This window comes from Mycobacterium sp. E3251 (assembly GCF_001666835.1).
Classification (GTDB): Bacteria; Actinomycetota; Actinomycetes; order Mycobacteriales; family Mycobacteriaceae; genus Mycobacterium.
In genome coordinates this window covers 26,766-52,297 of record NZ_LZJF01000015.1, presented here as the reverse complement: position 1 = coordinate 52,297, position 25,532 = coordinate 26,766, and the positions used below count along the sequence as shown (strand labels likewise).

Sequence of the window (25,532 nt, the reverse complement as noted above, 5' to 3'; positions counted from 1 at the left end):
GGCCTAGACGCCACGACCGCGCCGACGGGGCTGGGTTTGTCGTGCCAGCCGAGCGCGGCTGCCGTCGACTGTGCACACGTTGAAGTCGGGGCGTTCACCGCGGGGCTGGCCGCGCAGGTGCGTGCACGCGCTATCGGCGTCGGTCAAGCCGATACGCGCTACGTCGCCAACGAAGCTGAATCTGCCACCGACTTTGCTGCGGTAGCTCCCTTGGTGACCAGCGTGTAGCCATGGCCGTTGGAGGGGCGCTTAATCTGTCGGCGCTGTTAGCCTGGCCCACCGACCATCTCATCGAGGCGGCCGCTCACTGGGAGGCCGTTAGCGAGCATAGCTATGGGGTGGTCCACCAGGTCTGGCGAGACGGCGCCTCGGTCGATTGGCGCGGCGAAGCCGCCGACACCTTACGTAGCGCGACGCATGCCGACCTACAAGCCACGAGCGCAGCAGTCGACCAGCTACAGGCGGCAACTCAGGTCGCTCGCAGCGGGGCGTCGGATCTGTATGCGGCCCGATCCCGAGTTCGCTACGCGGTAGATGACGCTCGTTCAGCGGGATTCGAAGTGGGCGAGGACCTTTCGGTCACCGACCGCATGGGTGGCGGGTCAGCCGCGGAGCGGGCCGCTCGGCACGCCGCAGCACAAGCCTTCGCCGGCGAAATCCGTCAAAGCGCCACGCAATTGGTTGGCGTGGATCAGCAAGTTGCCAGCAAAATTACCGCCGCCGTGGCCGGAATCCGCGACACGTTCCCACAACCTCGCGCCCCAATCGCCCCTCCGCCAGCCCGCAATGGCCATATCTACGCCGTCGATCGCGTGTGGAAACAAGACGGTGGCAACGGCGAACCGAATCCCGAGCCTGCCGGCAGCCCCAGCGGTGACGATATCCGTGGGGTACTCGACAGACTCCCGGTCGGGAACCAACCGTTCGTCAGAGAAGTGCGCTCAGCAGAGGACCTTCAGAATCTGTGGAAGTGGGCCAAACAGCACGGCGTGGAGATTCCGAATGGCTACGGTGACGCCAGCAAAGGAACCCGCTACCGGCTACCCGACGGCACGACGATAGGGCAACGTTGGAATGCGGAGTCCAACGGAAAACCTGCTTTAGACATCGACATACGCGATCAAGGCGGCTACACCAAAGTCCACATCAACCCGCGAGGGGGCGTACCGGAAATTCCGGCAGCTGCTGCTCCGCGGCCGGCAGGCCCGTCAGCGGTCGAGGAACCTGCTGTCACCCCGCAGACACCGGTCCGTGCGCCCGCCGAAGCGGCGCCGCCTGTTAAACCCGCCCCCGGCGCCCCGGAGGGCGCCGGAGCAATGCCCGGTTTCGGCGGGCTGCCGCCTAATTCGCCCGCTACAGGACCTCACCCCATCCATATCCCTCACACCTTGGACCACAAGTGGCCGTTGCTAGGCGAGATCCCCGAAGAATTCGAAGGCCCACGCGAATGACGGCCGAAGCCAGCGACTACCAGCTGCGACAATGGAGACAACATGACACAACCCGATGATCGCGGTCACGACGAGGCCGAGCGCAGCGCACAGGATCGTTTGCGTAGGCGGTTGTTGTTCGATGCCGTCGGAAACTGCCTACCCATGGCGCACGTCACATCGGTCATGAGACGCGAACAACTCGCCGACACTGTGGCTGCGGAGCAGGAAGTGGTGCTGCGCACGATTCGATCCCTGCTCGACGACGGTCTTATGAAGATCGGCGACATACTCGGCGCTTCCGATGAACGAGTGGTGTCCTGGGACCTCTCGATCGATGCCGCCATGGATCGTCTCCGCGATCTTTTCGTCGGCCACTACGACGAACCCGAGCTGTGGGATCTGGCGATCTGGCTCCAATTGACACCCGAAGGCGAACGATTGGCCGAGTCGCTGCCCCATGGGTAGTAGTTCGACCGTTGAGCGCAGCCTCCGCAGCCGGCGCCCCCGCGTCAGCCACCACGGCGGCTGACGTCGACATGGGATCGGTAGCCGCCCGCCCGTTGTGTGCTTGCGGCATGAACAAGAAGTGGATCGCCGGCGCGCTGCTGACCGCCGGCATCGGCGCGGGGCTGGCCGCGGGCGTCGCGCAGGCCGACCCGTACGGCCACGTCGGCGGGAACTGCCCGGCCGGGCACACCTGCGGCAAGTGGTGCCCGGGCGAGCGTGTCCCGGACAACTTCATCAGCTGGAACATGGGCGTGTGCCACCTCTATTACTACGACTACCGCGGCGTCGTCGACGCCGACACCGGCGCCGTCTACGGGTGGCCGAGTGGCCCGATCAACGCCACTCCGCGGGCGCCGGCGGGCCCGCCCAACTTCAACTGCGGCCTATTCTGGTGTCCGGTGCCGCCGCACGCGTGAGCCGCCGCACGTTAGGTCGGCGCCCAATGCGGGAACCCGAACGGCTGGACTCTTACGACCTCGCGGAAGGACTGCCCATTGACCTCGCGGCTCGGCACCCGGCTCGGTCCCTACGAGCTGCGATCGCTGATCGGCGCGGGGGCGACGGGCGAGGTCTATCGGGCGCACGACACGGTTAGGGACCGGACGGTCGCGGTCAAGCTGCTGCCTGCCGAGATGGCCGCGGAACCCGGCTTCCAGCAACGCTTTCGGCGGGAGTGCGGGATCGCGTCGCGGTTGCAGGAGCCCCACGTCATCAAGGTGCATGACTTCGGCTCGATCAACGGGGTTTCCTTCGTCGACATGCACCTGGTCGAGGGCGGCAGCCTGAAGGACCTGCTGCGCGAGCGGGGCCCGCTGGAACCGCCACGGGCCGCGTCGATCGTCGCGCAGGTGGCGCGGGCGCTGGACGCCGCGCACGCCGCCGGACTGGTGCACCTGGGTGTCCGGCCGGAACACGTGCTGCTGACCCCCGATCACTTCGCGAGCCTCGTCGACTTCGGCATCGGGCATGTTGACCCTTCGCGCGTGTACATGGCGCCCGAGCGGTTCACCACCGGCCGGGTGGGACCGCAGACCGACGTGTACTCGCTGGCCTGCCTGCTCTACGAGTGCCTCAGCGGGCATCCGCCGTTCGAGGCCACGGACCCGGCCGAGTTGGAGAGCGCGCACATGTTGTCACCGGCGCCGCGACCCAGCATCATGCGCCGCGGCGTCGGCCGGGCCTTCGACGACGTGATCGCCCGCGGCATGGCGAAACAGCGTGAGGCGCGGTTCGCTTCCGCCGGTGAACTGACCCGGGCGGCCAGCGAGGCGGTGAACGCGGCGTACGAGCCAGTCGCTGCCGGCGTTGGCGCTGGGCCCCTTGGCACCCGGCCGTTTGAGGCGGTCTATCCGAACCCGGACGACACCGGCTTCAGCCCGTATCCGCCCGTTGAGCCTTCGCCGCCGGTACAGCGTCGGCCTTTATTGGGTGGCCGGGCGCCGCTGGTAGGGATCGGGGCTGCGGTGGTCTTGGTGGTCGCCGGGCTGATCGTGGCGCTGGTATCGGCGTTGATGAGCGGTGGTTCGCCGCCGCCGCGGACCGCTCAGGCGCCATCGCCCGCTCCGTCGAGTGCCCCGCCGCCGAAGACGCCGACGCTCTCAGCCCCGGTAAAGGGCGCCGATGGGTTGGGGTTCGTCGGCGAGACGGCCCGCTGCGACCCGGGGAACCCACCCGCCGCCGTGCTGCGCACCGCCAAGTCGCTGGTCGTCGTGTGCCAAAACCTCAGCGGCAGTTACTACTACCGTGGTGAGCGCATCCGCGACGGCGCGCACATCGAACTGTCGAACGCCGAGCGGGTGGGGGATGGGTTCGACGTCACCAATCCGGTCGACGGCGTGGTCTACGAGGTGCGTCCGAACCGGCTGAGGATCATCAGCGGCAGCCACGTCGATTCGTCGGAACCCGTGCTGCAGTACGCCACCGCATCCTGATCACCACGGGCGGTCCCGGCTTTTCTAAATGTGATGTCCAACCTCAATTGATGAGATGGTTAACCGTCACCGCGCTGCTACCTTGTCTGCCCCACGGCGTTGTGGTGGGTTTGCGAGCATGCGTTGTAGCTTTTCCGCCAGGTCGATGTCGTTGATTCCTGGCCAAAGTTGCTCAGCCAGATCCAAGATGAGGTTGCAATCTTGACAGGCCGGCGCGCCATCGGGCGCATCGGTTAACTCGAAGATCTCCCTCGTCTTGGCCATCGCTTGTCGCAAAATGCTTTCGGCAAGGGGGACCTCGACAACATGGGCTCGAAAAGCCATAACGAAGCCGTCTTCCCGGCAGTTTCCGCAGTAGTTGATTGACTCACCCTTTGTAGCGGGCTCCATGTACACGAGCGCAAGGTGCGATATTGGCGCGAACCCGTGGTCTGTGGCTATCCGGGCATAGGCATTGAGTTGTACCTGGTAGCGCGGTACCAATTTCTTGCTCTGGGTGTCGGTGAAGCGTGCCGTCTTATAGTCGGCAATTACGTATGAACCGTTGGCGTGCTTGAAGATTGTGTCCGCAACGCCGGTCAGATGGATGCCGTAGTCGTGATCAACTGTGTTGAATTTGGACCAGTGCGGAGGCTCGTGGTAGGCGGCTATTGGGCCAAGCGGTGATAGCCAGCCGGGCGGTACACCATGCGCATCAAACCAACGGTGAACGATGTCCTTCGTGTAGGAATCGATCGAGCTGAAGATACCCGGGAAGATTTGGAAGGGGAGGTGATGATTGAGATGCAGCTTCAGCCAAAAGCATCGCTGGCAGAAATCGGCTGCCGCAACTTCCCCGAGCTGTCCGGCCGAGATACGGATGGTCTTCATCGTCCTACTCCTAGCGATGGCTAACCCAAGGACCGATTGCGCTGGTGCAGCTAGCCGCAATCCCCAGGGTCGGGCGCGCTCTCATCAGTCACCAGGGCACTTAGACCTCTGCACGGCAGGCCGAAGTGCCTGGATGTCGCGATGACCTACTGCCCGAAATGTGGTGTTGGTCGACGAAACGGGTCCGTCACCTGAGTTGCCGGCATAACCTCATCACGAAAAGGGGGCGCCGTGCCTACGCACACTCGATCGCGGATCAATGCCAAGTTTGTGAAGCAGTGGAGCGGTCACTACTGTCCCAGGGTCGTAGAGCGGAAGTTGCTGGGCGAAGTCCGGTTTAACGTCGCCGGGCGCGGCTACTACCGCCGCAACGAGTTTTTGCAGGCCGGTGCCTGGAAAAGTCCCCGGTCGAAGACCTACCTTGAACGCAACTCGGCCGAAGATATCGAGGAAATCACTCGCATTGCACTCGCTGCGCCGGAACGACTGGCATTTCGAATCCTTGACGTGCTCGAAGGAGTTGGTGTCCCGATGGCAAGCGCTCTCCTGACCGTGTCATATCCGCTCAGGTTCACTGTCATCGATTTTCGGTCGATCGAGACGCTATGGGAGCACGCCGAGATCGACTCCAAACGGATCGGCTACTGGGAGTATCTCGGGGTATGCCGTCGCATCGCGAGGCGGGTCCATACGGACCTTCGCACTCTCGACCAGGCGCTGTGGCAATGGAGTAAAGAGCGCGGCAGTCAGATAACGCTGGAAGCTGACAGCGACGACGATGCGAAATAACGTTTTCGGCCTGAAGGATGACGATCCATCAATCCCTTGGCCGCGTACCCTGCCTCGACAAGCGGCTGGCGTGGTGTGCGAAGACCTCAGCGGCGATTACCACAACCGCGGCGACGAATCGGCTGAGGATTATCAGCGGCAGCCACGTCGATTCGTCGGAACCCGTGCTGCAGTACGCCACGCGTCGTAATCACCCCGGCCGGGTGCCGGTCTCCAGGCCGGCCAACTCGCAGGTGCCGTCGAACACCACTCGGCCGTATTCCCGCACACTGCAATGCAATCGACCGGCGAGGTGCTCGAAGTCCGTGTCGATGTTGCGCCGCTCCGCTGGCAGCGGCACCGGTAAGACGTGCGGATCCGCGTGGGTGCCGTCGCCGTCCAGCTCGATGCGGTAGCGGGGAGTACGCGCTGACACGGTCCAGCGTCCGTCGCCGACGTGCGATCGCAAGGGCGCCGGTGGGGTGACCCGGATGACGCGGTCGCCGAGTCGCACGACCACTCCGGTGACGTCCCTGCGGATCGGGCCGAGCGCAAGAAGGCCACCCGAGAACGCCACCGAGACATCGGCGTCGCCGAAATCGTGTGCCTGACCCCACCACCAGCGCTCGGGGAAACCCGCGCCCCAGTTGCGTTCCGTGTAGAGCCGGGCATCACTGAACGACCACATGTCGCCGTCGAATTCGACCGTGCCGGTGGCTGTTCCGCCGAGCCGGTAGGGGTGCCAGTACTGGTTGAGAAACGGGACCGACGAGAAGACGCCGCCTCCGCCAAAGGCCTTGGGCCAGTTGAACGGATCGGCGAAATGCAGGTCGAGGTGGATGCCGTCGAGGTCGATCTGGAGCCGATCGAGGCTCGCCGCCAGACGGCAGTCGGGTGCGGTCCCGGCGTGCACCGAGAACGTGAACGATTCGGCGTGGGCACCGTCCATGGCCGCGGAGCACACGACGCCGCCGGGGTGCAGCGCGACCGCCACCGTCGCCCAGTCCCCGTCGGGATTCCGGTTCACGCTGCACAGCGCGACGACGACGCGACCCGAGGCGGCATCGGTGAGGCGCCAGAACCAGCCCTCCATTTCGGTCCCGTGCGACGGCACCGGGTCGCCGAAGGGCACGTCGGCGCCGGTGCGCCGGTAGGCATGGACCAGTGGCCTGGCGACGCTCGCCGCTATCCACCGCAGGTAGGCGCCGGTCATCGCTTGTCGGCCAGGCCCGATTGCACGATCGCGTCGTCGATGAAGCGCTGCACCGGCCGCGAGCGGAAGAATCCGGTGTGACCGCCTGGGTACCACTGGATTTCGGGTTTGCCCCAGTGCTCCCAGAGTCGGGTGACCTGGTCGCGCGGGTGCACCAGCCGGTCGGCGATGCCGGCGTAGATGAAGCGACCCTCTTTCGGCACGCGCGGGGTCAGGGCCAGCGGCGAGACCATCCGGCCGAGGGGCTTGGCCGAGTCCATCGTGCGGCGCAGTGCGGCGTGGCCGCTGAGGCCGGCGTGGCGGCCGACCAGGTCCACCAGGTCGACGGCCGGCACGCCCAGGATCGCGCACGTGAGGCCGTCGTCGAGGCTGGCGACCAGCGACGAGATCAGACCGCCGAGCGAGATGCCGTTGACCCCGATCGCGGCGTCGGGCTGTTGCGCGCGGATCCAGGCGATGAGGCGCCGGATGTCCCAGACGGCCTGGGCGGCGCCGTGGACGTCGTCGAGCACGTCCTCACTGGGGAACTTTCGGCCGCTTGCCCGGGGGCCGTGCATGGGGAGTACTGGCAGCACGATGTTGAGGTCGATATCGCGGTACAGGTGCCAGGCGTGAAACAGCATGGGGTCGAGCGCGGCCCGTCCCATCTCGGCGCCGTGGATGCAGATCAGCCAGGGCCGCGGCCGGCGGTGCCGGAACATCAGGGCGTATTCGCGGTTGTTGCGTGGGTAGCTGAGCCACCGTTCCCGGCCGGGTTCGCCGTCATGGGGCTCGTAGTCGCTGTCGAAGGACAGCCGCTCGTAGTTGCGTCCCATACTGCTCACGCGCTTGACCGTCACGTCGGTGGGCGGAGGGGGCGCGGCGAAGAAACCCTCGGGATTGTCAAGCCAGCCGTTGTCTTTATAGAACTCTTGTGCCGCAACGACTTCTGTGTCGATTCGTTCCAGTGTTTCAGCGTCGGGGGCTCGGCGCAGCAGACTGAAGCCGCTCAGCAGGATTTCGTCGCGGAATGCCTGCGCCGCGAGCGCGATGGTGGGCCGGGCCACCGGTGGCTCGTCGGGCTGACGATCCAGGTAGGTGCCCCAGGAGCGGGCGTAGAAGCCGCCGGTGCGGGTGAACGGCCCGAGTAGTTGCGTGATCGGGTTGGCGGGCATCTAGCTTCGCTTGGTTCCGGGGGTGAAGGTGACCGGCAGCCTGCCCAGCCCGGTCATGCTCGGGTTGCCGAGGTATTGGTGGACGTTGCCGACGTCGACTTGGTAGTCGGGGATGCGGTCGAGGACGGCCCTGACCATGGTTTCGGACATGAGGCGCGCGAGGTGGGAGCCGATGCAGCGGTGCGGACCGAGCCCGAAGGCGACGTGACGGTTGGGCGCGCGGTCCAGGATGATCTCGTCGGGATTTGGGAATTCCTTTTCGTCATGGTTGGCCGAGAGCCAGCTGATGACGACCTTATCGTTCTTTCTCAGGTGTTGCCCGTTGAGTTCGACGTCGTGAGTGACTGTGCGGCTAAGGGTTTGGTTGACCGAGAAGTAGCGCAGGAATTCGTCGGTGGCGGTGCGGTACAGCTCGGGGCGGTCGATGAGTTGTTGTCTGAGGGCCGGGTGGGTGCCCAGGTGTCGCAGCGTGAGCGCGGTTTGGGAGGTGGTGGTGTCGACGCCGCCGCCGATGAGGTTCCACAGGATGTTGAGCAGCTGTTCGTCGGTGAGGCGGTGGCCGTCGAATTCGAACTGGATGAGGAAGCTGGTGAGGTCGTCTTCGGGTTTGGTTCGTCTGCTGGCGGCGTACTCGAGGACTTCCTCCATCATCTTGGGGACTTTCCCGATGGCGTCGAGGTACTCCGGGCTGTCTTGCGGGACGGCCATGACCGAGTGGAAGAGGTTGGCGTAGAGGTGCCAGTTGTCGAGGGGCAGGCCCATCAGCTTCATGGTGAGGATGGCCGGGACCGGGCTGGCGTAGTCGAGGACGAGGTCCATCTGTCCGTCTTCGATCTTCTGGTCGAGGAACTCGTGGGCCTTTTGTTCCATGAACGGCTTGAGTTTTTGGACGGCGCCGGGGGAGAAGAACGGGGCCAGGGCGTGCCGTAGGGCCTGGTGGTAGGGGCCGTCGACCTCGCCGACGCCCAGGGCCGGCTGGCCTTCGGGGCGTGGCACGCCCATCTCACCTTGGTAGTCGACGCCGTCGTCGGCGTTCGGGTCGTACTTGTGGGCGAACGTGTAGCCGTCTCTGGCCGTGCGGCTCACCGCGTCGTAACTGCTGAGGAACCAGAAGCCGCCGTAGTTCTCGTTCCAGGCGACCGGGCATTTCTGTCTGAGCTCGGCGTTGATGGCGAGCTCGTTGAGGTTGAACGCGTCGGAGTGGTGGTCGAAGTCGACGATGGCGTCTTCGGCGACGTCGGGACGAGTTGTCATCTTGGAGGTCCTCCACCACGGCCGAGGTGCTTTTTGCACTATCTTTGCATTATTACGCCCGTGGGTTGCGTCGAGAAAGGCCGCGATGAGTAGTCACCGGACGACCTTCAACCATGTCGGACTGTGTGTCTCGGATCGCGAGCGGTCGCGGCGGTTCTACGAGAACGTGCTCGGGTTTCAGTTCTGGTGGGAGCTCGATCCGCCCGACGGGCCGACGTCCAAGCTGGTGCAGCTTCCCGAGCCGCTCGGGGTGCATGCGACCTATTTGGTGCGCGACGGGTTCGTGCTCGAGTTAATGGATTACTCGAAGCGCCAGGTGCACACCGGGTCGGAACGCGTGATGGATCAGATTGGGCTGACGCACATTTCGTTTTCGGTGTCCGATCTTGCTGGCGCGTTGGCTCGAGTGGCGGAGTTCGGGGGTGCGGTGGTTGACGCGACGGTGACGGAGGCGATGGCGATGATCCGCGATCCGGATGGGCAGTTGCTGGAGTTGCTTTCGGAGGGGTGGCTGGCGGTGTTGCCAGCGCGGCCGTAAAGCACGCTTCGAAGGCGTTCGCGCCAGGAAGCCTGCAAGTGCCTGGTTGCCAGCTCACCGCCCTGGTCTGTGAGTCGAGGCGCCAAATTGCTCTACCGCTTGGTCAAAGCTGGAGTTGCGGGCCCCACCAAAAAGCGCCCTCGGCGAGGTGACCATCGTTCGTCGACAGTGCTGCCGCAGAGCGTCAGCCCAACAGAATTCTCGCTGGTAAATGGCAGTCACCCGTCTCGTTCACATGCCGCTTCTTGGCGCGGAGAAGGTAGTCGAGTCTTACGCGGCCATCAAGAACCAGGTAGATGTCGTCGCCCGTGAATACTACGAAGGGGCTTCTGGTGGCGTACTCGTCAAGGGCGCCTGCGGTGAAGCCCGCAACGCTCACGAATATGCCCAACGCGTTGCGGCCCTTTCGCTCGACTTTGCCTTTGAAGATTTCGAGGTCGCCAGGCTCCGCTCGGGTTTTTCTCCAACGTGCTTCAACGATGTAGTCGTCGGTGTCGAAGCTCAGTGATCCGTCGATCTGCTCGTGCGCAAGGCTGTAACCCAGGCGTGGTTCCATATCGAACAACAGGAACAGGTCTGTCAGCAGTACCTCGAACTTCTTGCCCCGTCCGTGGGGGTCGTCGGAGGAGGTGTGCAGCGTCATATACCGGTCGTGCAGGGCGCGGAGGTCATCCGAGAACTGCTTGAGTTCAGCCTGATTCGCGGCATTAGATGCTTTCATTGCAGCTGACTTTGTCTTGGCCTCTGCCGATTCACGGTACGGGGCCGTGAGGGTTCGGAGCCGGCCAACCGCGTCGTGAGCTTGTTCCAGTCGCAGTTTACGATCGCTTGGCTCTTTGATGCGTTCGACGTCTGGGAATTGCGTCATAGCGGCAACGTCCAGCATGAGTTCAAGTGTCGTCGCGAAGTAGGTAGCGTCCTTCTCGACGAGGCGGTTAATCAAGGTATCTGCGGTCTCACGCTTTGTCGCGCCATTGAAGTCTAGACCCGCCAGCAGTTCGGGATGGCGATGCAGAGCGTCGCGCAGAAATGACTCGAAGGCGCGCTTATGCCAAGTGATCGTCGGCAGCGCGTCCCGGAGCGCTTGGTAAGCCAGTGGCGAGATTCGCTTCACGCCGACAATCGTCGCACCGAGGCCGATATTAACCCCGGATCTCCCGTTGGCGGTGTGCCGCAAGGTCGAGCCGTTCTGCCCGAACAGCAACGTCAGCTGAACGGAATGTTGGTTCACTAAGCGAGGGGCGTACTGCGGGCCAACAGTCCCAGCCGCGCACAGTCGTTAGGTCGGAAATTCCGCTCGCGGCCGCCACATGTAGGCGGGCCTCTGAGTGACGGCGGGGCCACCGGCCTTCGACATAAAGCCGGATCTTGGCGCACGCGAACAGGGCCACGATGATGTCCGAACTACCGCACCTGTTGAGAACGATCACGCTGATGTGATGGCCGTGCTCGGCACGATGAGTGCGCCAAGCAAGCCAGGGGCGCGATCCAGGTGCTCGTGAATACGGTGTGAGGGCATGAGCAGACCTTGCTGAGGACCTTAAACAATCCGTCCGAACGCACGCGTTTCATCTTCGGAGGTCCGAACGATTTACAGGGGCTCTATCGCCAGCTCTCACCGAGCGCTAGTTACGCACTTGCGGTTAAATGTGTTCTCAGAGATCAACCACTATCTTCACGACCCTGAACGTGCGAGCCGCGGGTGCGATATTCTAATGCTTGCAGGTTCGATTCGAGGTAATTTCGTGCCAATGGCGACAAGTTTTCGGTTTTCAACAACCTACGGAATATAACGGCAGCATCTCTTGCAACGGTAGGAGCAGTTGGCAAGTCGCCGTCTGTGAGGGCTCTGGCGAAACGCACATAATTCCAGACGAATCTGGACGTTCGGACGCCGAGTTCGGCAGCGATTTGGTTTGCCGTGAGGCCGCGTTCCTTAGCTCTGACTACCTCACCAAGCCGTGACGAATCGCGGTGAAGATAACAAAGGAGTTCATCCCGAACTTGGCGGGTAGGCCTCGCTGGCTTGATGTTGGCCGTGCAATCACTACCATCTTGCGTGGCGTCGTTGCTCATCCGCTTCCTTCAGCGCAATGTCTATGTGCCCCGGTCAACGTATCAGCAGCCGGCAGTGCATCATCGAGGTTTTAGGCTTGACACCCTATGCAATCGCACACCCCGTGTAGGCCGCGACCATCTCAGTACTGCTGGTTCTCGTGGGTAGAGGTCCGATATTTCCTGCGCGCCTCGATTCTTTCAGTCGGGTCGGCTGCCATGCGACACCAAAACCTGGCAAGCTACCGCTGTGTCGTCTGTTGAGGAACTTGACCATGAGATCCGCAGGGTGAGGAGCGGGTTGGGCGACGTGGGAGTTCCGCTTCCGCTCCTCAACGGCATTCGGACCAGAGCGCAGCTGTCAGGTCGGCGTCAGACGGGGGAGTTCGCGAGCAATCGCAACCGGCGTTGGATGCTCAACCCTGCCGACCCTCAGTACGGCACTGAAGAAGATTGCAAGGTGATTCACCTACGCCTCCTCGGCATGATGTGCGAGTTCGTGAGCGCTCCTGTACCGGACGAGGAAACGCGCAACATTCTGGCGAAGTATATTGGCCATCGACCGGTCCCCGGAACCTACCGCGACGCTCTCACTCTAGAAAAGCTTGACTATGAGGCGTTCGCGACAGAGGCGTTGACACCTCAGCATGGGCAATCCGACTTCCATATCGGGCATGAGGACCCGACAGCCAGTCCGAAGCACGTTCCTGGAAATGTGAGCTGGCGCGGAAAGCGCAGCAACCTCATTCAGGGCGACATGACGTTGCGAGAGGCGCGGACCAAGCTCGTCGAGTTGATCGGTCGTTATTTCGATCTTGGCGAAGTGACCATACACCCAGAATGACGACCTACTCCGCTTCTTCCATCGACTCAAGATCGCCATACGCCGCGTCCCCCTCGATCTCAAGCGTTAGACGACGTGTTTCTTCGCGGAGTCGCGATCGCAATTGCACAGTACGCTCGGTCTCCCGCGCGATCCGTTCACGGAGCTCCGCGTCCCGAGGTATTGGCACTCGGATCTCGGACAGACGATTACCAAGTGTGTCGATTATGTCCTGAGTGAACCGTTTCGATCTGATCTGCCGTTTTGCAATAGGCGAGTTCAAAGCAGCGAATAGAAGCCAAGGGTCGATGGCCCCCGCATCGCTAACTCTGATCTTGAATAGGTGTGATTGGTAGAGAATCTTGGTGTCGAGATCACTAACTACGGCGCTTGTCCCTACTAGGTAGGTACCGTCCTTCACGACGAAGATGTCGCCAGCTCGAACATCGAATTTATGCGGATATTGCGCCTTCAGTGCCGCGTACAGCTCCTCGCTTACCCCGTGCTTTGGGTCAGCCTTGAGCTCCCAGTTGCTTATGTCGCTCGTCCTAATGAACGGAATAGGCCCAGTCCCATAGGCCATTTTCCCTACCTCGACGCCGGTCTGAATGTTGAGGACATCTGCGTCCATGAACTCTGCGAGCGCGGGGAGATCGTGCGTAGCTTCGAGTCGCATGATCTGCGCTGCAAGCTCGGGGTCGTAGTACTTCGGTATCAGGATTGTCCCGGCGAGTCGATCCGGCGGCAACGTGAACCCAAGATGGTCGTTCACCAGCTCACCATCATCGCGCCAAGCGCGGTATCGCTTGGCGATCGTCGGCACATCGTCGAGTAGCGTCCGTGTACCGTCCGCTGCAACCCGAACAGTTTCATTGCCGCGGGAGTCGTGGCCGCACCACTTGGCATCGGCCATGAAGATCGGCTCCGGGGGTGATTTGAGCGGCAACTTTTGAAGGACGACGGTAACGACCTTAGTGTGTGTGCCAACCTTGCCACTTGTCTTGAACAAAGGCTCAGGCATCGACGCGATCGCCAACACCCGCGCCTTCCCTTGAAGCCACTCAACGATATGCGAGTAGGACGAGCTTCCGAACAAACTTTCCGGCAAAACAATCCCTAGCCGTCCTCCCGGCTTCAGCAGCTGTAGACAACGCTCGACGAATAGAAGCTGCGGGGGCTGATCTTTTTGGAGATCCTTGCTCAGCACCTTCTTGCCAGTCGACACATCAGTTGTCCACCTGTAGCCCATCTCGTACTGAGACAGCGTCGATTCACCCGTGATGCGAATCTTCTTGCCGTACGGGGGATTTGTAAGGACGACGTCGAACTTGCCAAGCGGCACCTTGTCACGTACCTGGGTCGGCCACTCGTCTGGCTTCTGCAAGCTGCTGTCCACGCGGAAGACGCCACCACGACCATCTCCGATAATCGCCATATAAGCCTTAGTGCACTTCGCCAGGAAAGAGTCCTTGTCGAGCCCGCGGAAGGTACGAGTGGCAACGTCGCGCTTACGTCGTTCGAGCATCGCGGGACTCCAAGCCTTCGTGGCCCCCTCCTGCTCCAGCGCGGCCCAGACGTGCTCTAGCGCGACCGTCAGGAACCCGCCAGAACCGCAGGCCGGATCGATGATCATTTCGCCCGGCTGCGGATTCACCATGGCAACAACCGTGCGAACTACATTCCGCGGTGTGAAGAACTGGCCTTCCGCGCCCCGAAGCGCGGGACCTATGAAGACCTCGAAGGCGTCTCCGACAGCGTCGCGGTCAGCTTCCGAAAGGCCGTACGCCTGAAGCTCGCCAACGACGTAGGCGAGGCTTTTCGCGTCGAGGGTCAGTTTGTCATCCTCATCGAATACGTCTGGATATTCGTCTCGCACCTTCTCGAAGAGGCGAATCACACGCGCCCGCACCTCGCTCGGGTCCTCTAAATGGCCGAAGCGAAATTCCACGATGTCGTCCGGTGCAGTGTTGACTTCATCGAAGATCTTGCAGAACAACAGGTTGATTACCTGCTGCGCCAGTGCCTCGTCCCGCGTGATACCAGATGCGTTCCCGGCAAGATGATTCCGAATATCGCGAAACACCGATCGAAGATTGCTCGGCTTGGTGAGGTCGGCGCGTCTATAGAGGCCAATGTCCTCTATGCGCTGCCCAAAGCGGGGAATACTCGGAAGCTCTTGAAACGTACGTGTGCCGTCGGTGTTCAACAATTTACGCAAGTAGAGGTGATCCTCGCCGTTAAACCAGACGCCGATCTCCGCTTGGCACATGTCCAGGTACAACTTGAGCTGCTGTACGCCTTCCTTGCGATTCTGACGCTTACATTCGATAACCATGAAGAGTTCGTCGTCATGGTGTTGAGGGGTTTTGAAGACCGCGATGTCAATCGGGTAGCTGCGGCCACTCCCAGATGGGGTATGCCTCACCCTCCATTGAGGGCGGGTTCGCAAGTTTGCGACTGGGTAGTCGAAGTCCTCGACGAGCCGCCGGGCGAAGACCTGGACCGACTCGACCTCTTCGGGCGTCGCCCGGACAGGAGTCCGAGAAACGAAGTCGAGCAGGGTTCCTTTGGGGACCATCTCCACCCGAGGCACGTCGTCGTCGCCGTCCTCGGTCTCAACTTCATTGCGCTCGCTCATCACGCCCGACGGTAGTACCGCGTCCCGACAATCTTTGAGCGGCAGGCCGAGGGGAAGCGATTCAACAAGCCCCAGGATCGTAGGTTTGGTAGGCACGAGGCCGTCGCGGGTCTGGAATTACACGGTCGAGCCCCCTCGGCCCTCCCCGATTCCGATTGCCCCGGTCGTTTGGTCGGCACCCAGTACCCGCGGATGAGGAAGTCGCCCTGACCCGGAGCCGTCAGGTCCTCGTCGACGACGATCCCGATGTGCAGGCCTTTGCTGACCAGTTCCTGCTTGTCGCGGGACAGTCTCTCGACGATTCCCTGCAGGGGTTGCAGCGGCGGGCGGCCGCCCAGCTCGGTGATCACTGTGCGTTGTTCCCCGCCGGTGAAGATTACGGCCCCCCGCAGTCCTGCGACACCCCGTCGGACACTATGAAGGCGGGGCAGGTGCACGCCGACGAGACCGGAGGTGAGCACGGCGTATTGGCCTGTCCTCGGCTGGCGGCCGCCGGGGGCGATCCCATTGGCAATGCAAGTGATTAGCGTGGCGCCTCAACCATCGAATGCACGGGTCGAGCACATCCATGGCCTGGTCTGTGTGAACGCGATCGGAATTGCACGGCCGCCGAATCGCCCGCAAGCTGGTCGCGCACGTGCGTTGCCGCCTCCATCGCGGACTCCTGCGTCGCAAGTGTGCGGTCCCCATTCCAATGCGCACCGTTCCATGATGCGCCACCTCGGCTAGCCTGACACTGGTCTGCTGCAAACCCACGAGGGACATCGATGAGCGGAACGGGCGAAACCCCCATCGACGTAACCGGGTTGCACGCCGTCGGGCGCGGCGTCGATCGCCCGGAACACGTCGTGGTGACCGGCGGCGGTCGAGTGTTCGCCTCCGACAAGGCTTCAGCTGTCGCAGAACTGATCGACGAATACACGATTCGACACATCGGCCAGGCGGGCGGCGAGCCGAACGGGATCGCGCTCGACCGCAACGGCAACTTTCTAATCGCCAATTGGGGCCTGGGTATGTTGCAGGATCTCGACCCGGAAACAGGCGAGATCACCACGGTACTAAGCGGACAACTCGACGGATGCCCGCTGCGATGGTTGAACTTCGTTCTGGTGGATTCCGTTGGTGCTTTGTGGTGTTCGGTGAGCACGACGGGGGACGATCTGATGGACACCATCGCGCGAGGCACCGCTGATGGGTTCATCTTTCGGGTCGCACCGGACCGTCAAGCGGCGCGAGTGGCCGCCGACGGGGTGAGCTTCCCGAACTGCATGGCGCTGGATCGCAACGAGGACTACCTCTACGTGGTCCGCACGCTCACCGCCGACGTGGTGCGGTTTCCGATAGAAGGCGAGACGCTCGGCCCCCAGGAACAATTTGGTCCGCCGCTGGGCGGCCGACGCCCCGACGAGTACGGCCCCGACGCCGGCCGGTTTCTAGCCGACCCGGAGGTCAGTCGCCGGTGGGGGATGGCCGACGGATGCGCATTCGACGCCGAGGGAAACCTCTGGGTCACATTGGTTTTGGCCAACAAGATCGTCGCAATCAGCCCGGCCAGCGCGGCGACAACCGTGATCGAAGACCCGGACGGCGCGCTACTCCAAAGCCCGACCAGCATCGCCTGGGGCGGCCACGACATGCGCGATATCTACATCGGCTCGATCACGACCCCGTACGTGCTCAAAGGCAGAAGCTCGGTGCCGGGCTTGCCGCTCATCCATCAGCGCTAGCCGGCCGACGGCCCGGGTCTCATGAAGTCCGGCAGCGCTTCCTCGGGGTCGGCCGGGATCATCGACTCGCCCAGCCCCCACAGCTGCCGAATGGTGGCACCACCGTCGACTACGAGGGTCTGGCCGGTGATGCGGGCGGCCAGCTCGGAGGACAGGAACAACGCGGCGTTGGCGATGTCATGCGCGCGCGGCGCCGCCAGCGGGTTGATGCCGTTGACGTTGTACTCACCAGGCGGTTGGTCCTCGTTGCCGGACCCCACATTGCCCGGCGCGACCGCGTTGGCGCGAATGCCGTACCGGCCCAGCTCATCCGCGAAGGTCTTGACCAGCGAGATGACGCCGGCCTTGGCGGCGCCGTAGGCGGCATGGTAGGTCGCCGCCGCGATGCCGTCGACCGAGGCGACTGCGACCAACGATCCACCGCTGCCCTGGGCGATCATGTACCTCGCCACGGCTTGGAAGAGGTAGAAGACCTGATTCAAGTTGTAGTGTATTGCCGCATCCCACAACTGGGATGTGAAGCCCTCGACCTTCGACCAGGTCGCACCGCCGATGATGTCCACGCACACGTCGACACCGCCCAGCGCCGCGACGGCGTCATCGATCGCCCGACCGACCTGCACGGGATCGGTCATGTCGGCGACGATCGGGACGGCATGGCCGCCCCGGCTAACGATCTCGGCGGCAACTTGCTCCGCGCGCTGCTCGTCGATGTCGATGCAGGCCACCGAGGCGCCCGCCTCGGCCAGGGCCAACGACGTGAACCACCCGTGGCCCGCGCGCTCGGGGATGTAGCCGGCACCCGACACCACGGCGTGCTTGCCCGAGAGCCCTAAATCGATCACGCCGACCTCCTTCGCGGGCCAAGCGCCGGCGAGCGCCGACGGCCGTACTGGTGGAGTATCGAGGCGGCCTCGACCGCAGTCAACGACGGCTGCTCAGCACGCTCGCTGGTGTTCCTCGAGATCCGAGCTGCCGGCCTCAGAGCCGTCATCACCACGCCCCCGGAAAGGCCCGACGACCTGCCCGCCCAGGTAGACGACTCCGCGGCCGACGGCCACGAACACCCGGCCGGTCACGCCTCCGACAGCCCCGAGCGTGGCCAAGGCGGCATCCAAAACGCTCGGAATGTGGAAGTCCTCCCAGGTCTCCACCTGGTGCTGACGGGCCGCGGCGAAGCGGTCGAGCTCGTCGCGCAGGGCGCCGCGCTGCTTGGCCAGCTCGCGCACCGCCCAGAATCGGAAGCCATCGATGGCCGCGGTCTTGCCGAACCGGTCGAGGACTTCCTTCGCGCTCCGGTAGACGTCGAGGTCTTCACGCAGATGATGGTCGACGAGCTCGCGCGCCTCGTCGATCGCGCGCAGCAGCTGCTCGGGCTCCTTCGCCTCGATGCGCGCGAGGTTCAGCCGCTGCCACTGGTGCAGCGCTTCCTCGGCGATTACCAGCAGGCTCAGGGTGTCGCCAAGCCGGTTCTCGCTGATGGCATTTCGCAGCTTCCCGGCCCGCTGCTGAACACCCAGGGTGTGATCGAAGGACGCCAGGATGCGGCTGACGTGGTTGCGCAGCTGCTCGACGGTGACGTTGAGCGCCGGCCCCAGCGCGGCCACCGACTCCCAGTACGCGTCGGGCAGCGACCCGTACTTGTCCAACGAGTCGACCATCCGCGAGATCGTCAGGCTGGTGCCGAGCACGTCGCCGGCGCGCTGTGCGCGGGCGACTTCGAGCACCGATTCGACCTTGTCCTCGACCCGCCGGACGGCGTCTTCGACCTCGGCGACCGCGGACTTCAACGCCATCTGCACCGCGATCATCTGCGCCGAGAGCATCACCTCGGGGCCGAGCAGCTCAGGCCGCCACTGCAGCTGCGCGAGGAACTCGCCGGCGTCGACGCCCGTCGTCAGCCGGAAGACGCCGTCGCTGAGGGGAACGAGGTTGCCTTCCCTCAACGCCTCCACGGTGTCGCGGTGCAGCTGCACGTACTTGCCGGAGTCGGCCAGGAAGGAAGCCAGCCCGGCGATCGCCGCGTTCGCGAGCGAGGCGCTGTCGATGCCGGCGACGCGCATGGCGTGGCCGGCGGTCGCGCGCAGCCGCGTCAGATAGGACTCGACCGCGGCGGGGTCACCGCCCAGCAGCAGGGACTCGTCCTGGAACGACACCACGACATCGTCGTTATCGGTCGTCGCCGACAGATCGGACACCTCGGTCACGGCACCCCCTGGTCCTTCGGCCGGCCAACGGCGGGCCAAGAGTTAACAGGAATTTGTCGGCTAGCAAACCCGGACATTACACCCGCGTCGTAGCCGAACCTCCCGGTTAGCCGCGTGTTCGGGAGGAATTCACCGAGGACGAGGAGCGGTCGGCGCCGCGCGTACGGGCGCACCTCGCCCACCTGGGCCGCGTCCACCCGTAACCTTGCACGATGTGGCCGCACGCAAGCCCTCGCCCCCTCGCCTGACAGTCGAGGACTGGCTGCAGGCCGGCTACACGCTGCTCGCCGAGCAGGGGGTGCGCGCGCTGAAGATCGAGCGCCTCTGCCAGCAGGCGGGCGTCACCCGCGGCAGCTTCTACTGGCACTTCCAGGACATGGACAGCTACCGGGCCGCCCTGGTCGACTCGTGGAACACCTTCCTGGAAAAGGACCGGCAGTCGCTGGCCGAACTCGACGCCCTCCCCCCGCGAGAACGCCTGTCCGCCATGATGACCGCCCTGACCAGCCCGGGGCATTGGACGCTGGAACGCGCGATGCGCGAATGGGCCCGCACCGACCCGGCCGCCGCCGCCAACATCCGCACCGCCGACCGGCGCCTGCTGCGCTCCGTCACCAAGGCGTACAGCGACTACGGCTTCGGTCCCGAGGACGCCAAGCTGCGCGCCGAGCTGACGTTCGCCGCCGGCATCGGGCTGCTGCACCTGGCGGGATCGGCCCAGCAGGCGCAGCGGATCACCCAGCGGGAACGGTTCCTCGAGCTGATGCTCGCGGACTAGACCATCGCGATCGGGGAGATCTTGGCGCCAATCGCCAACGCCCCGGCCAACTCTCGGCTCACGTCGTAATCGAACACGACATGCCCGGCCGCGATGTCTACGTCGCGCTTGAAGCGCTGCAGCGGGTTGGACAGGAACTGCGCGCTCGCCCCGGAGGCGTCCAGCAAATCGGCAATCACAGCCCGGCTCTCGCGCACCGTGTGGGCCGCCGCCAGCCGCGCCTCGGCCCGCACCGCCCGATGCACCCGCTCACCGGCGGCCACCATGCGGTCGATGCCGCCGGCGGTCTCGTCGACGAGCGCCCGTAAAGCTCGCAACCGAACCCGCGCGCTCGCCAGCCGGATCTGGGCGGCCGGCTGATCCTTCTGCGCCACACCGCTGTACGCCAGGACGCGCTCGCCCAGCCGCTCGGCGAACAGCTCGGTCACCCGCTCGGCGGCGCCGAGCACCGGCATCGACGCCACCAGGGCGAGCGCGGGGACCATCGGCCATCGATACGTCGGCACTCCATGCGCCTTCGCCCCGGGCGCCGTTCCGCCGTAGATGTCGGCCACGGCGACCATGCGATTTTCCGGTACAAAGATGTCGGTGACGACGACGTCGTGGGAACCGGTGCCCCGCATCCCGGCGGTGTGCCAGGTGTCGACAACCTCGACCTGGTCGCCGGGCACCACCACCAGCGCCGGATCGATCCGGTCCGGCCGCTCGATGAGCGCCCCGACCATCACCCAGTCCGCGTCCATCGCGCCCGTGGCCCACGACCAGCGCCCCGTCAAGCGCACACCACCCTCGGCCGGGGTGCCGCGACCGGTGGGGGCCAGGGGAGCGGGCGCGAGCACCGGCCCCGAGGCGAACACCTCTTCCTGGACCCGCACGTCGAACAGCGACAGCATCCAGTTGTGCAGGGCATAAAAGCCGAGTGTCCAGGCGCTGGACGCGCACCCGTGCGCCATCCGTCGAATCGGTTCCAGCAGTTCGGGAAACGACGCCTGAATGCCACCGAACCGGGCCGGGAGCAACAGCCGGAACAGCTCTGTTTCCCGGAACTCGCTGACCGTCGCCGCGGGCAGCCGGCGCAGCCGCTCGGCCTCGTCGGCGCGCTCGGCGAGCCGGGCGATGAAGTCGTCGGTGATCCCGTACGTCGGGCGAGTGTCGACCGCGGACATGGCGCCGACCGTACCATACTATTTTGTACGGTCACGTAAGCGGTTCGAGCAGAACGGCACTCAGCCCAGATCGTAGGAATCCCGCGACACCCGGAAGTAATGCCCGGTGCTGGTGTCGGTGCATCTCATGCCCGACGGCTCGCTGTCGCAGGTGAGCGTCCCGGCTGACCTGGACTGGCCATAGTCGAGTGTCGGCTCGCCGGCGACGCGCAGGGTGTCGCCGTGACAGTGGATCGCCGCCGGTTGACCCGCGTTGAGGACGAAGCGATTGCCCCAGGCGAGGTGTTTGCCGCACTCCGGGGGTGGCGGTGGCTGGTAGTCGAAGTCGCTGATGTCGCACGCGACACCGGGACTGTCCAGGACGCAGTAGATGTTCCCGGACGGGGATTGAAAGTTCAGGGTGTCGGCACGTGCGATCGCGGGCGCGGCGGTGGCCGCCGCGACCATCGCGCCGAGGACGAGTGCCTGCCTGATCATTTGCTGAGCGTAGGCGCAGACCCGCCCGTTTGGGGCGGAAAGCCGAGAATCCTGCCGGTAGAGGCTTCCTTAGTTGGACCGCGCGCGCAGTTGCTCTCGCGTGTGCTTCTCCACGAACAACGGAACGAATTCGCGGACGCGGCTGTGCGTGAACCGGGCACGCTCTTCGCGGATGACGGCGTCGACGACCTCCGATGGGATCTGCGGGAACTCGTCGATCAGTTGCCGCTCGATGTCCGCGAACAGCATCTCTTCGTTGACCTGAGTGACCTTACCCATGGGCAGGGGGTTCCCGACCGGGCCTCGCCGTCAAACCGGTTCGCGTTAAGAGGTTGCTGCGATCGCGTGAACTGGCCGCGGCCAGTAACAGAGCGACTGCTCTGTTACTATGCCGGAATGCCGCGCCCCAGGGTTCACGACCAGGACCAGATCCTGGACGCCGTCGAGCGGTTGGCGGTGCGGTCCGGCCCGGCGTCGGTCACGATAAGAGCGGTCAGCGACGCGATCGGCGTCTCCAACGGCGCCCTGTACCACGCGTTCGGTTCGCGGGCGGGACTCGTCGGGCGCGCCTGGCTGCGGGCCGGACACCGATTCCTCAGCGCGCAAGGCGAATTGATCGACGCCACCCCCGAGGGGGATGGTGTTGCCGCCGTGGTGGCGGCGGCCGAAGCGCCGGCGGTGTTCGCCGAAAGCTACCCGGAGTCGTCGCAGCTGCTGCTCACGGTGCGCCGTGACGAGCTGCTGGGCCCGGAGACGCCGCCTGACATCGCGACGCAGCTGCGCGACCTGGACCGGCTGCTGGTGGAGTCGATGATCCGGCTGGCCCGGCGCCTGTGGGACCGCAAGGACACCGCGGCCGTCGACGTCATCACCACCTGCATCGTCGATCTGCCGACTGCGATCCTGTTGCGCCGCAACAGGATCAAAGACCCCGTGGCCCGGGAGCGGCTGCGCGCCGCGGTTCGCGCCGTGCTCGACGTCGGGGAGCCCCGGCGCAAATCCAGGGAAAGGGACACGACATGACACCGACATTCAGCTGGGACGACAAGATCGCGGTACTGCACCTCGGCGAGGACGAGAATCGGTTCTCCCCGGAGTTTCTCGACGCGATCAACGAGCGGCTCGACGAAATCCAGCAGGCCGGCGCCCAGGGACTGGTCACCACCGCCGGCGGCAAGTTCTACACCAACGGGCTGGATCTGGACTGGCTGGGTGCCCATGCCGAGCAGACGCAGGCGTACGTGGGGCGGGTGCAGGCCCTGCTGGCCCGCGTCCTCACCTTCCCGATGCCGACCGCCGCCGCGGTGACCGGACACGCCTTCGGCGCCGGCGCCATGCTCGCCATGGCCCACGACGTGCGGGTGATGCGCGCCGACCGAGGGTTCTTCTGCTTCCCCGAGGTCGACATCCGGATTCCGTTCACCGACGGCATGGCCGCGCTGATCCAGGCCAAGCTCACGCCGCGCGCCGCGGTGGCTTCGATGACGACGGGGCGGCGGTTCGGTGGGGAAGAGGCCGCCGAATTCGGCATCGTCGATGCGACCGCCGCCGACGGCGAGGTGACCGCGGCTGCGACCGACCTGCTGCGCCCGCTGGGCGGCAAGGACCCCGGCACGCTCGGCGCGATCAAGCAGACCATGTTCCGCGCCGCGGCCCGGGCGTTGACCGACGTGTGATTGTTACCATCGCGCGGTGAGTCTGGGATCCGTTTCGCGGCGCGACGTGCTGAGATCCGCGCCGGTGCTGCTCGGCGCCGGGCTGGTCACCGCCCCGCGCGCCGCCGCCGGTGTCTCCGGATCGGCCGTCTTCCTCGACCCCGGCCACAACGCCGTGAACGACGCGTCGATCAACCAGCAGGTGCCGAACGGCCGCGGCGGAACCAAGGCGTGCCAAACGTCCGGCGCCGCCACCAACGACGGCTATCCCGAGCACGCGTTCACCTGGGCGGTCGTGGCGCTGATCAACGAGTCGCTCAACGGAATGGGCGTCCGCACCCAACTGTCGCGCGGCGACGACAGTTCGGTCGGGCCCTGCGTGGACCAGCGCGCGGCGGCGGCCAACGCGATGCGCCCCGACGCGATCGTGAGCATCCACGCGGACGGCGGACCCGCTTCCGGCAGCGGATTCCACGTGAACTACTCGAGCCCGCCCTTGAACGAGGTGCAGGCCGGTCCCGCCGTCCAGCTGGCCAACACGATGCGGGACGCCTTGGTGCAGGCCGGTTTTCAGCCGGCCAACTACATCGGCTCGGGCGGACTGTACGGCCGGGACGACCTTGCGGGGCTCAACCTCGCCCAGTACCCGGCGATTCTCGTCGAACTCGGCAACATGAAGAACGCCGACGACGCCGCACGGATGCAAAGCCCCGACGGCCGGGCGAGATACGCCGCCGCCGTCACGCAGGGGATCGTCGCGTACCTGAACGCCAAACCGACCTAGGGGTCCGCCCTCAGTTGGCCGCGTGGTCCACCTGAGAAGCCAGGGGAGCGGACTCCGCTCGCTGCTCGCGGCTTAGGTGCAGCCACACGAAGTCGTGGATCCCGGCCAGTTGCAGCAGGATTCGGGACCTCGTCGGCCAGGCGCGCATCACGTCGGGGCAGGAGACGAGCTCTGGGCGCTCGAGCGAAAAAGATTGGCCCTTCCAAGCCAGCGTGCATGCTCCCGCGGCCATCAGGTTGCGGTACCAGTCGGTGTGCGGGCCGTACCCCAACGGCAAAAGAAAGCCGTCGCGATACGGGATCGCGCCGAGCGACGTCTGATAGGCGCGCCCGCTGCGGCGCCCAACGTGGGTCAGCAGTGCCCATGACGACCGCTTCGTTCCCGAGATCTTGCGGGTCATGTCGTTGTACCTCGTCAGAAATCCCCGGAACGGGCCGACCTTGAGCATGAGGTCGCGGTGTCGTCGGAAGACTCTGGGCACCAATACCAGCCAGGTCAGCGCCAGCAGTATTACGACTACGAGCCCGCGACCCAGCGTGCGTCCTGCCGGGCGGTTATCAAGCGTCATGCGCCAAGCTGACACCCGACGGGCCGTCACACACCAGAGACGAAAGTCATTCCTGTCCTGCGTGTGTTCGCTAGCCGAGCGGTCGCTCAGCCGCCGAAGGGCCTGACCGCTGGCGCGTTCGCCGGCCCACTCGCGTCGAGGTGGCTGGAGGCGAAGGCGACGCCCTTGTCGATCATGGCGCCGTCGTCGGCGTAGGTGTTGTGGGCGGCGAAGTTCATGCCGTCGGAGCAGACCGGGTCTTCGGTGGCGCAGACCTTGATGGTCTTGTCCTGATACGCCGGGCCGATGACGACGGGGGGTTCGCCGAGGAAGTTCATCGCGCGCACGTTGGGCATGCCGAAGAGCACGACCGAGGACACGTGGCTGGCCACCGCGGGGTCCAGGGGCTTGGGCACGGTGTTGGGGTCGACGCCGTCGGGGACCGAGGGTGAGGTGACGAAGCCCATCACGGCCGCGCCCTGGGAGTAGCCGCCGAGCACCATCTTGGTGTTGGGGCAGTCGTGGGCCATCGAATTGACATGGGCCGCGGCGTCTCTGATGCCGTCGACGCCGGTGTCCCATTGGTCGCTGGCGGGGTAGTTGACCGGGTAGACATCGAAGGACTTGGCGCCGACGCGCGAGTGCAGGGAGTCGACGAAGGCCTGTCCGGTGGGACCGACCCCGGGGGCTTCACCGGTGCCGCGGGCAAACACCACTTGCACGTCCGGACACTGGGCGGCCGCGGAGGGGACGACAGAACCAGCGAGCGCCGACGCGCCGAGGCCCGACGCCGCAACTACTGCGGGAGCAAGGGAACGGATGATCATGCCGCGACTGATGCCCATACGGGTGCCTCCCCAACTGCCAATCTGGTCAAAACTCCGCCATCGTTTCCTGTATACCGAGGTGCGTCGACAAGCGTCGGATGAGGCCCGCGTGTCGACGCACCGAAATGGCATCCATCCGAACGGCCGAGAGCCACATAGCGAAAAGCCTGAGCCGTCGTT

At 64.8% G+C, this 25,532-nt stretch carries 26 protein-coding genes; 13 read left to right on the top strand and 13 right to left on the bottom strand.

The genetic code is table 11. The features are described 5' to 3' along the window. Window positions 1–230: 230 nt before the first annotated feature. The 4 genes from A5697_RS28245 (at window position 231) to A5697_RS02420 (ending at window position 3,871) form a co-directional block, all read left to right on the top strand. Entirely contained in the window at window positions 231–1,451 is a 1,221-nt protein-coding gene (locus A5697_RS28245; protein ID WP_231971951.1) for a hypothetical protein, read from the top strand. A 42-nt stretch (window positions 1,452–1,493) separates the two neighbouring features. After that, window positions 1,494–1,898, top strand: coding sequence for a hypothetical protein (locus A5697_RS02430; RefSeq protein WP_156673082.1), 405 nt, complete (start codon window positions 1,494–1,496; stop codon window positions 1,896–1,898). Window positions 1,899–2,008: 110 nt separating this feature from the next. Next, the gene (locus tag A5697_RS02425) at window positions 2,009–2,356 is read left to right on the top strand and encodes a hypothetical protein (RefSeq protein WP_068007701.1); all 348 of its coding nucleotides are present in this window, start codon (window positions 2,009–2,011) and stop codon (window positions 2,354–2,356) included. A 78-nt stretch (window positions 2,357–2,434) separates the two neighbouring features. Further along, window positions 2,435–3,871 carry a serine/threonine-protein kinase gene (locus A5697_RS02420; protein WP_068007699.1) on the top strand — a complete coding sequence of 479 codons (1,437 nt, stop codon included), beginning with the start codon at window positions 2,435–2,437 and terminating at the stop codon, window positions 3,869–3,871. Window positions 3,872–3,937: 66 nt separating this feature from the next. Here A5697_RS02420 and A5697_RS02415 read toward each other — a convergent pair whose 3' ends face one another. Next, window positions 3,938–4,741, bottom strand: coding sequence for a PD-(D/E)XK nuclease family protein (locus tag A5697_RS02415; protein ID WP_068007696.1), 804 nt, complete (start codon window positions 4,739–4,741; stop codon window positions 3,938–3,940). Between the two features lie 318 nt (window positions 4,742–5,059). Here A5697_RS02415 and A5697_RS02410 point away from each other — a divergent pair, with 318 nt between their 5' ends. Continuing rightward, window positions 5,060–5,530, top strand: coding sequence for a hypothetical protein (locus A5697_RS02410; RefSeq protein ID WP_156673080.1), 471 nt, complete (start codon window positions 5,060–5,062; stop codon window positions 5,528–5,530). A 190-nt stretch (window positions 5,531–5,720) separates the two neighbouring features. Here A5697_RS02410 and A5697_RS02405 read toward each other — a convergent pair whose 3' ends face one another. Genes A5697_RS02405 through A5697_RS02395 form a run of 3 tightly spaced genes read right to left on the bottom strand, consistent with a single transcriptional unit; the run spans window position 5,721 to window position 9,130 of the window. Beyond that, window positions 5,721–6,722: a tocopherol cyclase family protein gene (locus A5697_RS02405; RefSeq protein WP_068007689.1), complete on the bottom strand. Its 1,002-nt coding sequence runs from the start codon at window positions 6,720–6,722 to the stop codon at window positions 5,721–5,723. After that, window positions 6,719–7,876, bottom strand: a complete 1,158-nt coding sequence (locus tag A5697_RS02400; protein WP_068007688.1) for an alpha/beta hydrolase — start codon at window positions 7,874–7,876, stop codon at window positions 6,719–6,721. The genes A5697_RS02405 and A5697_RS02400 overlap by 4 nt, the downstream gene beginning before the upstream one ends. Then, a complete protein-coding gene (locus tag A5697_RS02395) occupies window positions 7,877–9,130 on the bottom strand; it encodes a cytochrome P450 (protein ID WP_068007685.1) in 1,254 nt (417 codons plus the stop codon). It lies immediately after the preceding gene. A gap of 85 nt (window positions 9,131–9,215) precedes the next feature. Between A5697_RS02395 and A5697_RS02390 the strand changes: the two genes are divergently transcribed. Next, window positions 9,216–9,668 carry a VOC family protein gene (locus A5697_RS02390; RefSeq protein ID WP_068007682.1) on the top strand — a complete coding sequence of 151 codons (453 nt, stop codon included), beginning with the start codon at window positions 9,216–9,218 and terminating at the stop codon, window positions 9,666–9,668. A 184-nt stretch (window positions 9,669–9,852) separates the two neighbouring features. Here the strand turns inward: A5697_RS02390 and A5697_RS02385 are convergent, their stop codons facing one another. After that, entirely contained in the window at window positions 9,853–10,899 is a 1,047-nt protein-coding gene (locus A5697_RS02385; protein WP_082953204.1) for a restriction endonuclease, read from the bottom strand. A 1,236-nt stretch (window positions 10,900–12,135) separates the two neighbouring features. Here A5697_RS02385 and A5697_RS02380 point away from each other — a divergent pair. Beyond that, window positions 12,136–12,567 (top strand): hypothetical protein, encoded by a 432-nt coding sequence (locus A5697_RS02380; protein ID WP_156673077.1) that lies wholly within the window; start codon window positions 12,136–12,138, stop codon window positions 12,565–12,567. Window positions 12,568–12,571: 4 nt separating this feature from the next. Here the strand turns inward: A5697_RS02380 and A5697_RS02375 are convergent, their stop codons facing one another. Continuing rightward, the gene (locus A5697_RS02375; protein WP_082953203.1) at window positions 12,572–15,184 is read right to left on the bottom strand and encodes an N-6 DNA methylase; all 2,613 of its coding nucleotides are present in this window, start codon (window positions 15,182–15,184) and stop codon (window positions 12,572–12,574) included. A gap of 248 nt (window positions 15,185–15,432) precedes the next feature. On the opposite strand from A5697_RS02375, the gene A5697_RS02370 reads away from it, so the two are divergent. Together A5697_RS02370 and A5697_RS02365 are read left to right on the top strand one after the other, a co-directional pair. Continuing rightward, window positions 15,433–15,711, top strand: a complete 279-nt coding sequence (locus A5697_RS02370) for a hypothetical protein (RefSeq protein ID WP_156673075.1) — start codon at window positions 15,433–15,435, stop codon at window positions 15,709–15,711. Window positions 15,712–15,951: 240 nt separating this feature from the next. Beyond that, the gene (locus A5697_RS02365) at window positions 15,952–16,911 is read left to right on the top strand and encodes an SMP-30/gluconolactonase/LRE family protein (RefSeq protein ID WP_068007675.1); all 960 of its coding nucleotides are present in this window, start codon (window positions 15,952–15,954) and stop codon (window positions 16,909–16,911) included. Here the strand turns inward: A5697_RS02365 and A5697_RS02360 are convergent. Both A5697_RS02360 and A5697_RS02355 read right to left on the bottom strand, forming a co-directional pair. Next, a complete protein-coding gene (locus A5697_RS02360) occupies window positions 16,908–17,756 on the bottom strand; it encodes an SDR family NAD(P)-dependent oxidoreductase (RefSeq protein WP_068007672.1) in 849 nt (282 codons plus the stop codon). The genes A5697_RS02365 and A5697_RS02360 overlap by 4 nt on opposite strands. 93 nt (window positions 17,757–17,849) lie before the next feature. After that, window positions 17,850–19,118, bottom strand: coding sequence for a hypothetical protein (locus A5697_RS02355; protein WP_231971950.1), 1,269 nt, complete (start codon window positions 19,116–19,118; stop codon window positions 17,850–17,852). Between the two features lie 214 nt (window positions 19,119–19,332). On the opposite strand from A5697_RS02355, the gene A5697_RS02350 reads away from it, so the two are divergent. Then, window positions 19,333–19,896, top strand: a complete 564-nt coding sequence (locus tag A5697_RS02350) for a TetR/AcrR family transcriptional regulator (RefSeq protein WP_068007806.1) — start codon at window positions 19,333–19,335, stop codon at window positions 19,894–19,896. On the opposite strand, the gene A5697_RS02345 is transcribed toward A5697_RS02350, so the two are convergent. From A5697_RS02345 to A5697_RS02335, 3 genes are all read right to left on the bottom strand, one after another. After that, window positions 19,893–21,062, bottom strand: coding sequence for an acyl-CoA dehydrogenase (locus A5697_RS02345; RefSeq protein WP_068007669.1), 1,170 nt, complete (start codon window positions 21,060–21,062; stop codon window positions 19,893–19,895). The two genes, A5697_RS02350 and A5697_RS02345, sit on opposite strands and share 4 nt — an antisense overlap. A 60-nt stretch (window positions 21,063–21,122) precedes the next feature. Next, complete coding sequence (locus tag A5697_RS02340) at window positions 21,123–21,539, bottom strand: DUF6636 domain-containing protein (protein WP_068007665.1); 417 nt, start codon at window positions 21,537–21,539, stop codon at window positions 21,123–21,125. Between the two features lie 69 nt (window positions 21,540–21,608). Continuing rightward, entirely contained in the window at window positions 21,609–21,818 is a 210-nt protein-coding gene (locus A5697_RS02335; protein ID WP_068007662.1) for a three-helix bundle dimerization domain-containing protein, read from the bottom strand. Between the two features lie 117 nt (window positions 21,819–21,935). Here A5697_RS02335 and A5697_RS02330 point away from each other — a divergent pair, with 117 nt between their 5' ends. From A5697_RS02330 to A5697_RS02320, 3 genes are read left to right on the top strand one after another with little or no spacing between them, the layout of a single operon-like run. Further along, a complete protein-coding gene (locus tag A5697_RS02330; protein WP_068007659.1) occupies window positions 21,936–22,562 on the top strand; it encodes a TetR/AcrR family transcriptional regulator in 627 nt (208 codons plus the stop codon). Next, window positions 22,559–23,215, top strand: a complete 657-nt coding sequence (locus tag A5697_RS02325; protein WP_068007657.1) for an enoyl-CoA hydratase-related protein — start codon at window positions 22,559–22,561, stop codon at window positions 23,213–23,215. The genes A5697_RS02330 and A5697_RS02325 overlap by 4 nt, the downstream gene beginning before the upstream one ends. A 16-nt stretch (window positions 23,216–23,231) precedes the next feature. Further along, on the top strand, window positions 23,232–23,978 hold the full coding sequence (locus A5697_RS02320) for an Rv3717 family N-acetylmuramoyl-L-alanine amidase (protein WP_068007655.1): 747 nt from the start codon (window positions 23,232–23,234) through the stop codon (window positions 23,976–23,978). Between the two features lie 10 nt (window positions 23,979–23,988). Here A5697_RS02320 and A5697_RS02315 read toward each other — a convergent pair whose 3' ends face one another. Next, complete coding sequence (locus A5697_RS02315; protein ID WP_156673073.1) at window positions 23,989–24,546, bottom strand: nitroreductase family deazaflavin-dependent oxidoreductase; 558 nt, start codon at window positions 24,544–24,546, stop codon at window positions 23,989–23,991. A gap of 86 nt (window positions 24,547–24,632) precedes the next feature. Next, window positions 24,633–25,370, bottom strand: a complete 738-nt coding sequence (locus tag A5697_RS02310) for a cutinase family protein (RefSeq protein WP_068007650.1) — start codon at window positions 25,368–25,370, stop codon at window positions 24,633–24,635. Window positions 25,371–25,532 lie beyond the last annotated feature (162 nt).

Bases quoted from the DNA above. Each gene is read 5' to 3' on its own strand.
- A5697_RS28245 (WP_231971951.1), top strand. From the start codon at position 231: ATGGCCGTTGGAGGGGCGCTTAATCTGTCGGCGCTGTTAGCCTGGCCC.
- A5697_RS02430 (WP_156673082.1), top strand. From the start codon at position 1,494: ATGACACAACCCGATGATCGCGGTCACGACGAGGCCGAGCGCAGCGCA.
- A5697_RS02425 (WP_068007701.1), top strand. From the start codon at position 2,009: ATGAACAAGAAGTGGATCGCCGGCGCGCTGCTGACCGCCGGCATCGGC.
- A5697_RS02415 (WP_068007696.1), bottom strand. From the start codon at position 4,741: ATGAAGACCATCCGTATCTCGGCCGGACAGCTCGGGGAAGTTGCGGCA.
- A5697_RS02405 (WP_068007689.1), bottom strand. From the start codon at position 6,722: ATGACCGGCGCCTACCTGCGGTGGATAGCGGCGAGCGTCGCCAGGCCA.
- A5697_RS02400 (WP_068007688.1), bottom strand. From the start codon at position 7,876: ATGCCCGCCAACCCGATCACGCAACTACTCGGGCCGTTCACCCGCACC.
- A5697_RS02395 (WP_068007685.1), bottom strand. From the start codon at position 9,130: ATGACAACTCGTCCCGACGTCGCCGAAGACGCCATCGTCGACTTCGAC.
- A5697_RS02390 (WP_068007682.1), top strand. From the start codon at position 9,216: ATGAGTAGTCACCGGACGACCTTCAACCATGTCGGACTGTGTGTCTCG.
- A5697_RS02380 (WP_156673077.1), top strand. From the start codon at position 12,136: ATGCTCAACCCTGCCGACCCTCAGTACGGCACTGAAGAAGATTGCAAG.
- A5697_RS02375 (WP_082953203.1), bottom strand. From the start codon at position 15,184: ATGAGCGAGCGCAATGAAGTTGAGACCGAGGACGGCGACGACGACGTG.
- A5697_RS02365 (WP_068007675.1), top strand. From the start codon at position 15,952: ATGAGCGGAACGGGCGAAACCCCCATCGACGTAACCGGGTTGCACGCC.
- A5697_RS02345 (WP_068007669.1), bottom strand. From the start codon at position 21,062: ATGTCCGCGGTCGACACTCGCCCGACGTACGGGATCACCGACGACTTC.
- A5697_RS02340 (WP_068007665.1), bottom strand. From the start codon at position 21,539: ATGATCAGGCAGGCACTCGTCCTCGGCGCGATGGTCGCGGCGGCCACC.
- A5697_RS02335 (WP_068007662.1), bottom strand. From the start codon at position 21,818: ATGGGTAAGGTCACTCAGGTCAACGAAGAGATGCTGTTCGCGGACATC.
- A5697_RS02330 (WP_068007659.1), top strand. From the start codon at position 21,936: ATGCCGCGCCCCAGGGTTCACGACCAGGACCAGATCCTGGACGCCGTC.
- A5697_RS02325 (WP_068007657.1), top strand. From the start codon at position 22,559: ATGACACCGACATTCAGCTGGGACGACAAGATCGCGGTACTGCACCTC.
- A5697_RS02315 (WP_156673073.1), bottom strand. From the start codon at position 24,546: ATGACGCTTGATAACCGCCCGGCAGGACGCACGCTGGGTCGCGGGCTC.
- A5697_RS02310 (WP_068007650.1), bottom strand. From the start codon at position 25,370: ATGGGCATCAGTCGCGGCATGATCATCCGTTCCCTTGCTCCCGCAGTA.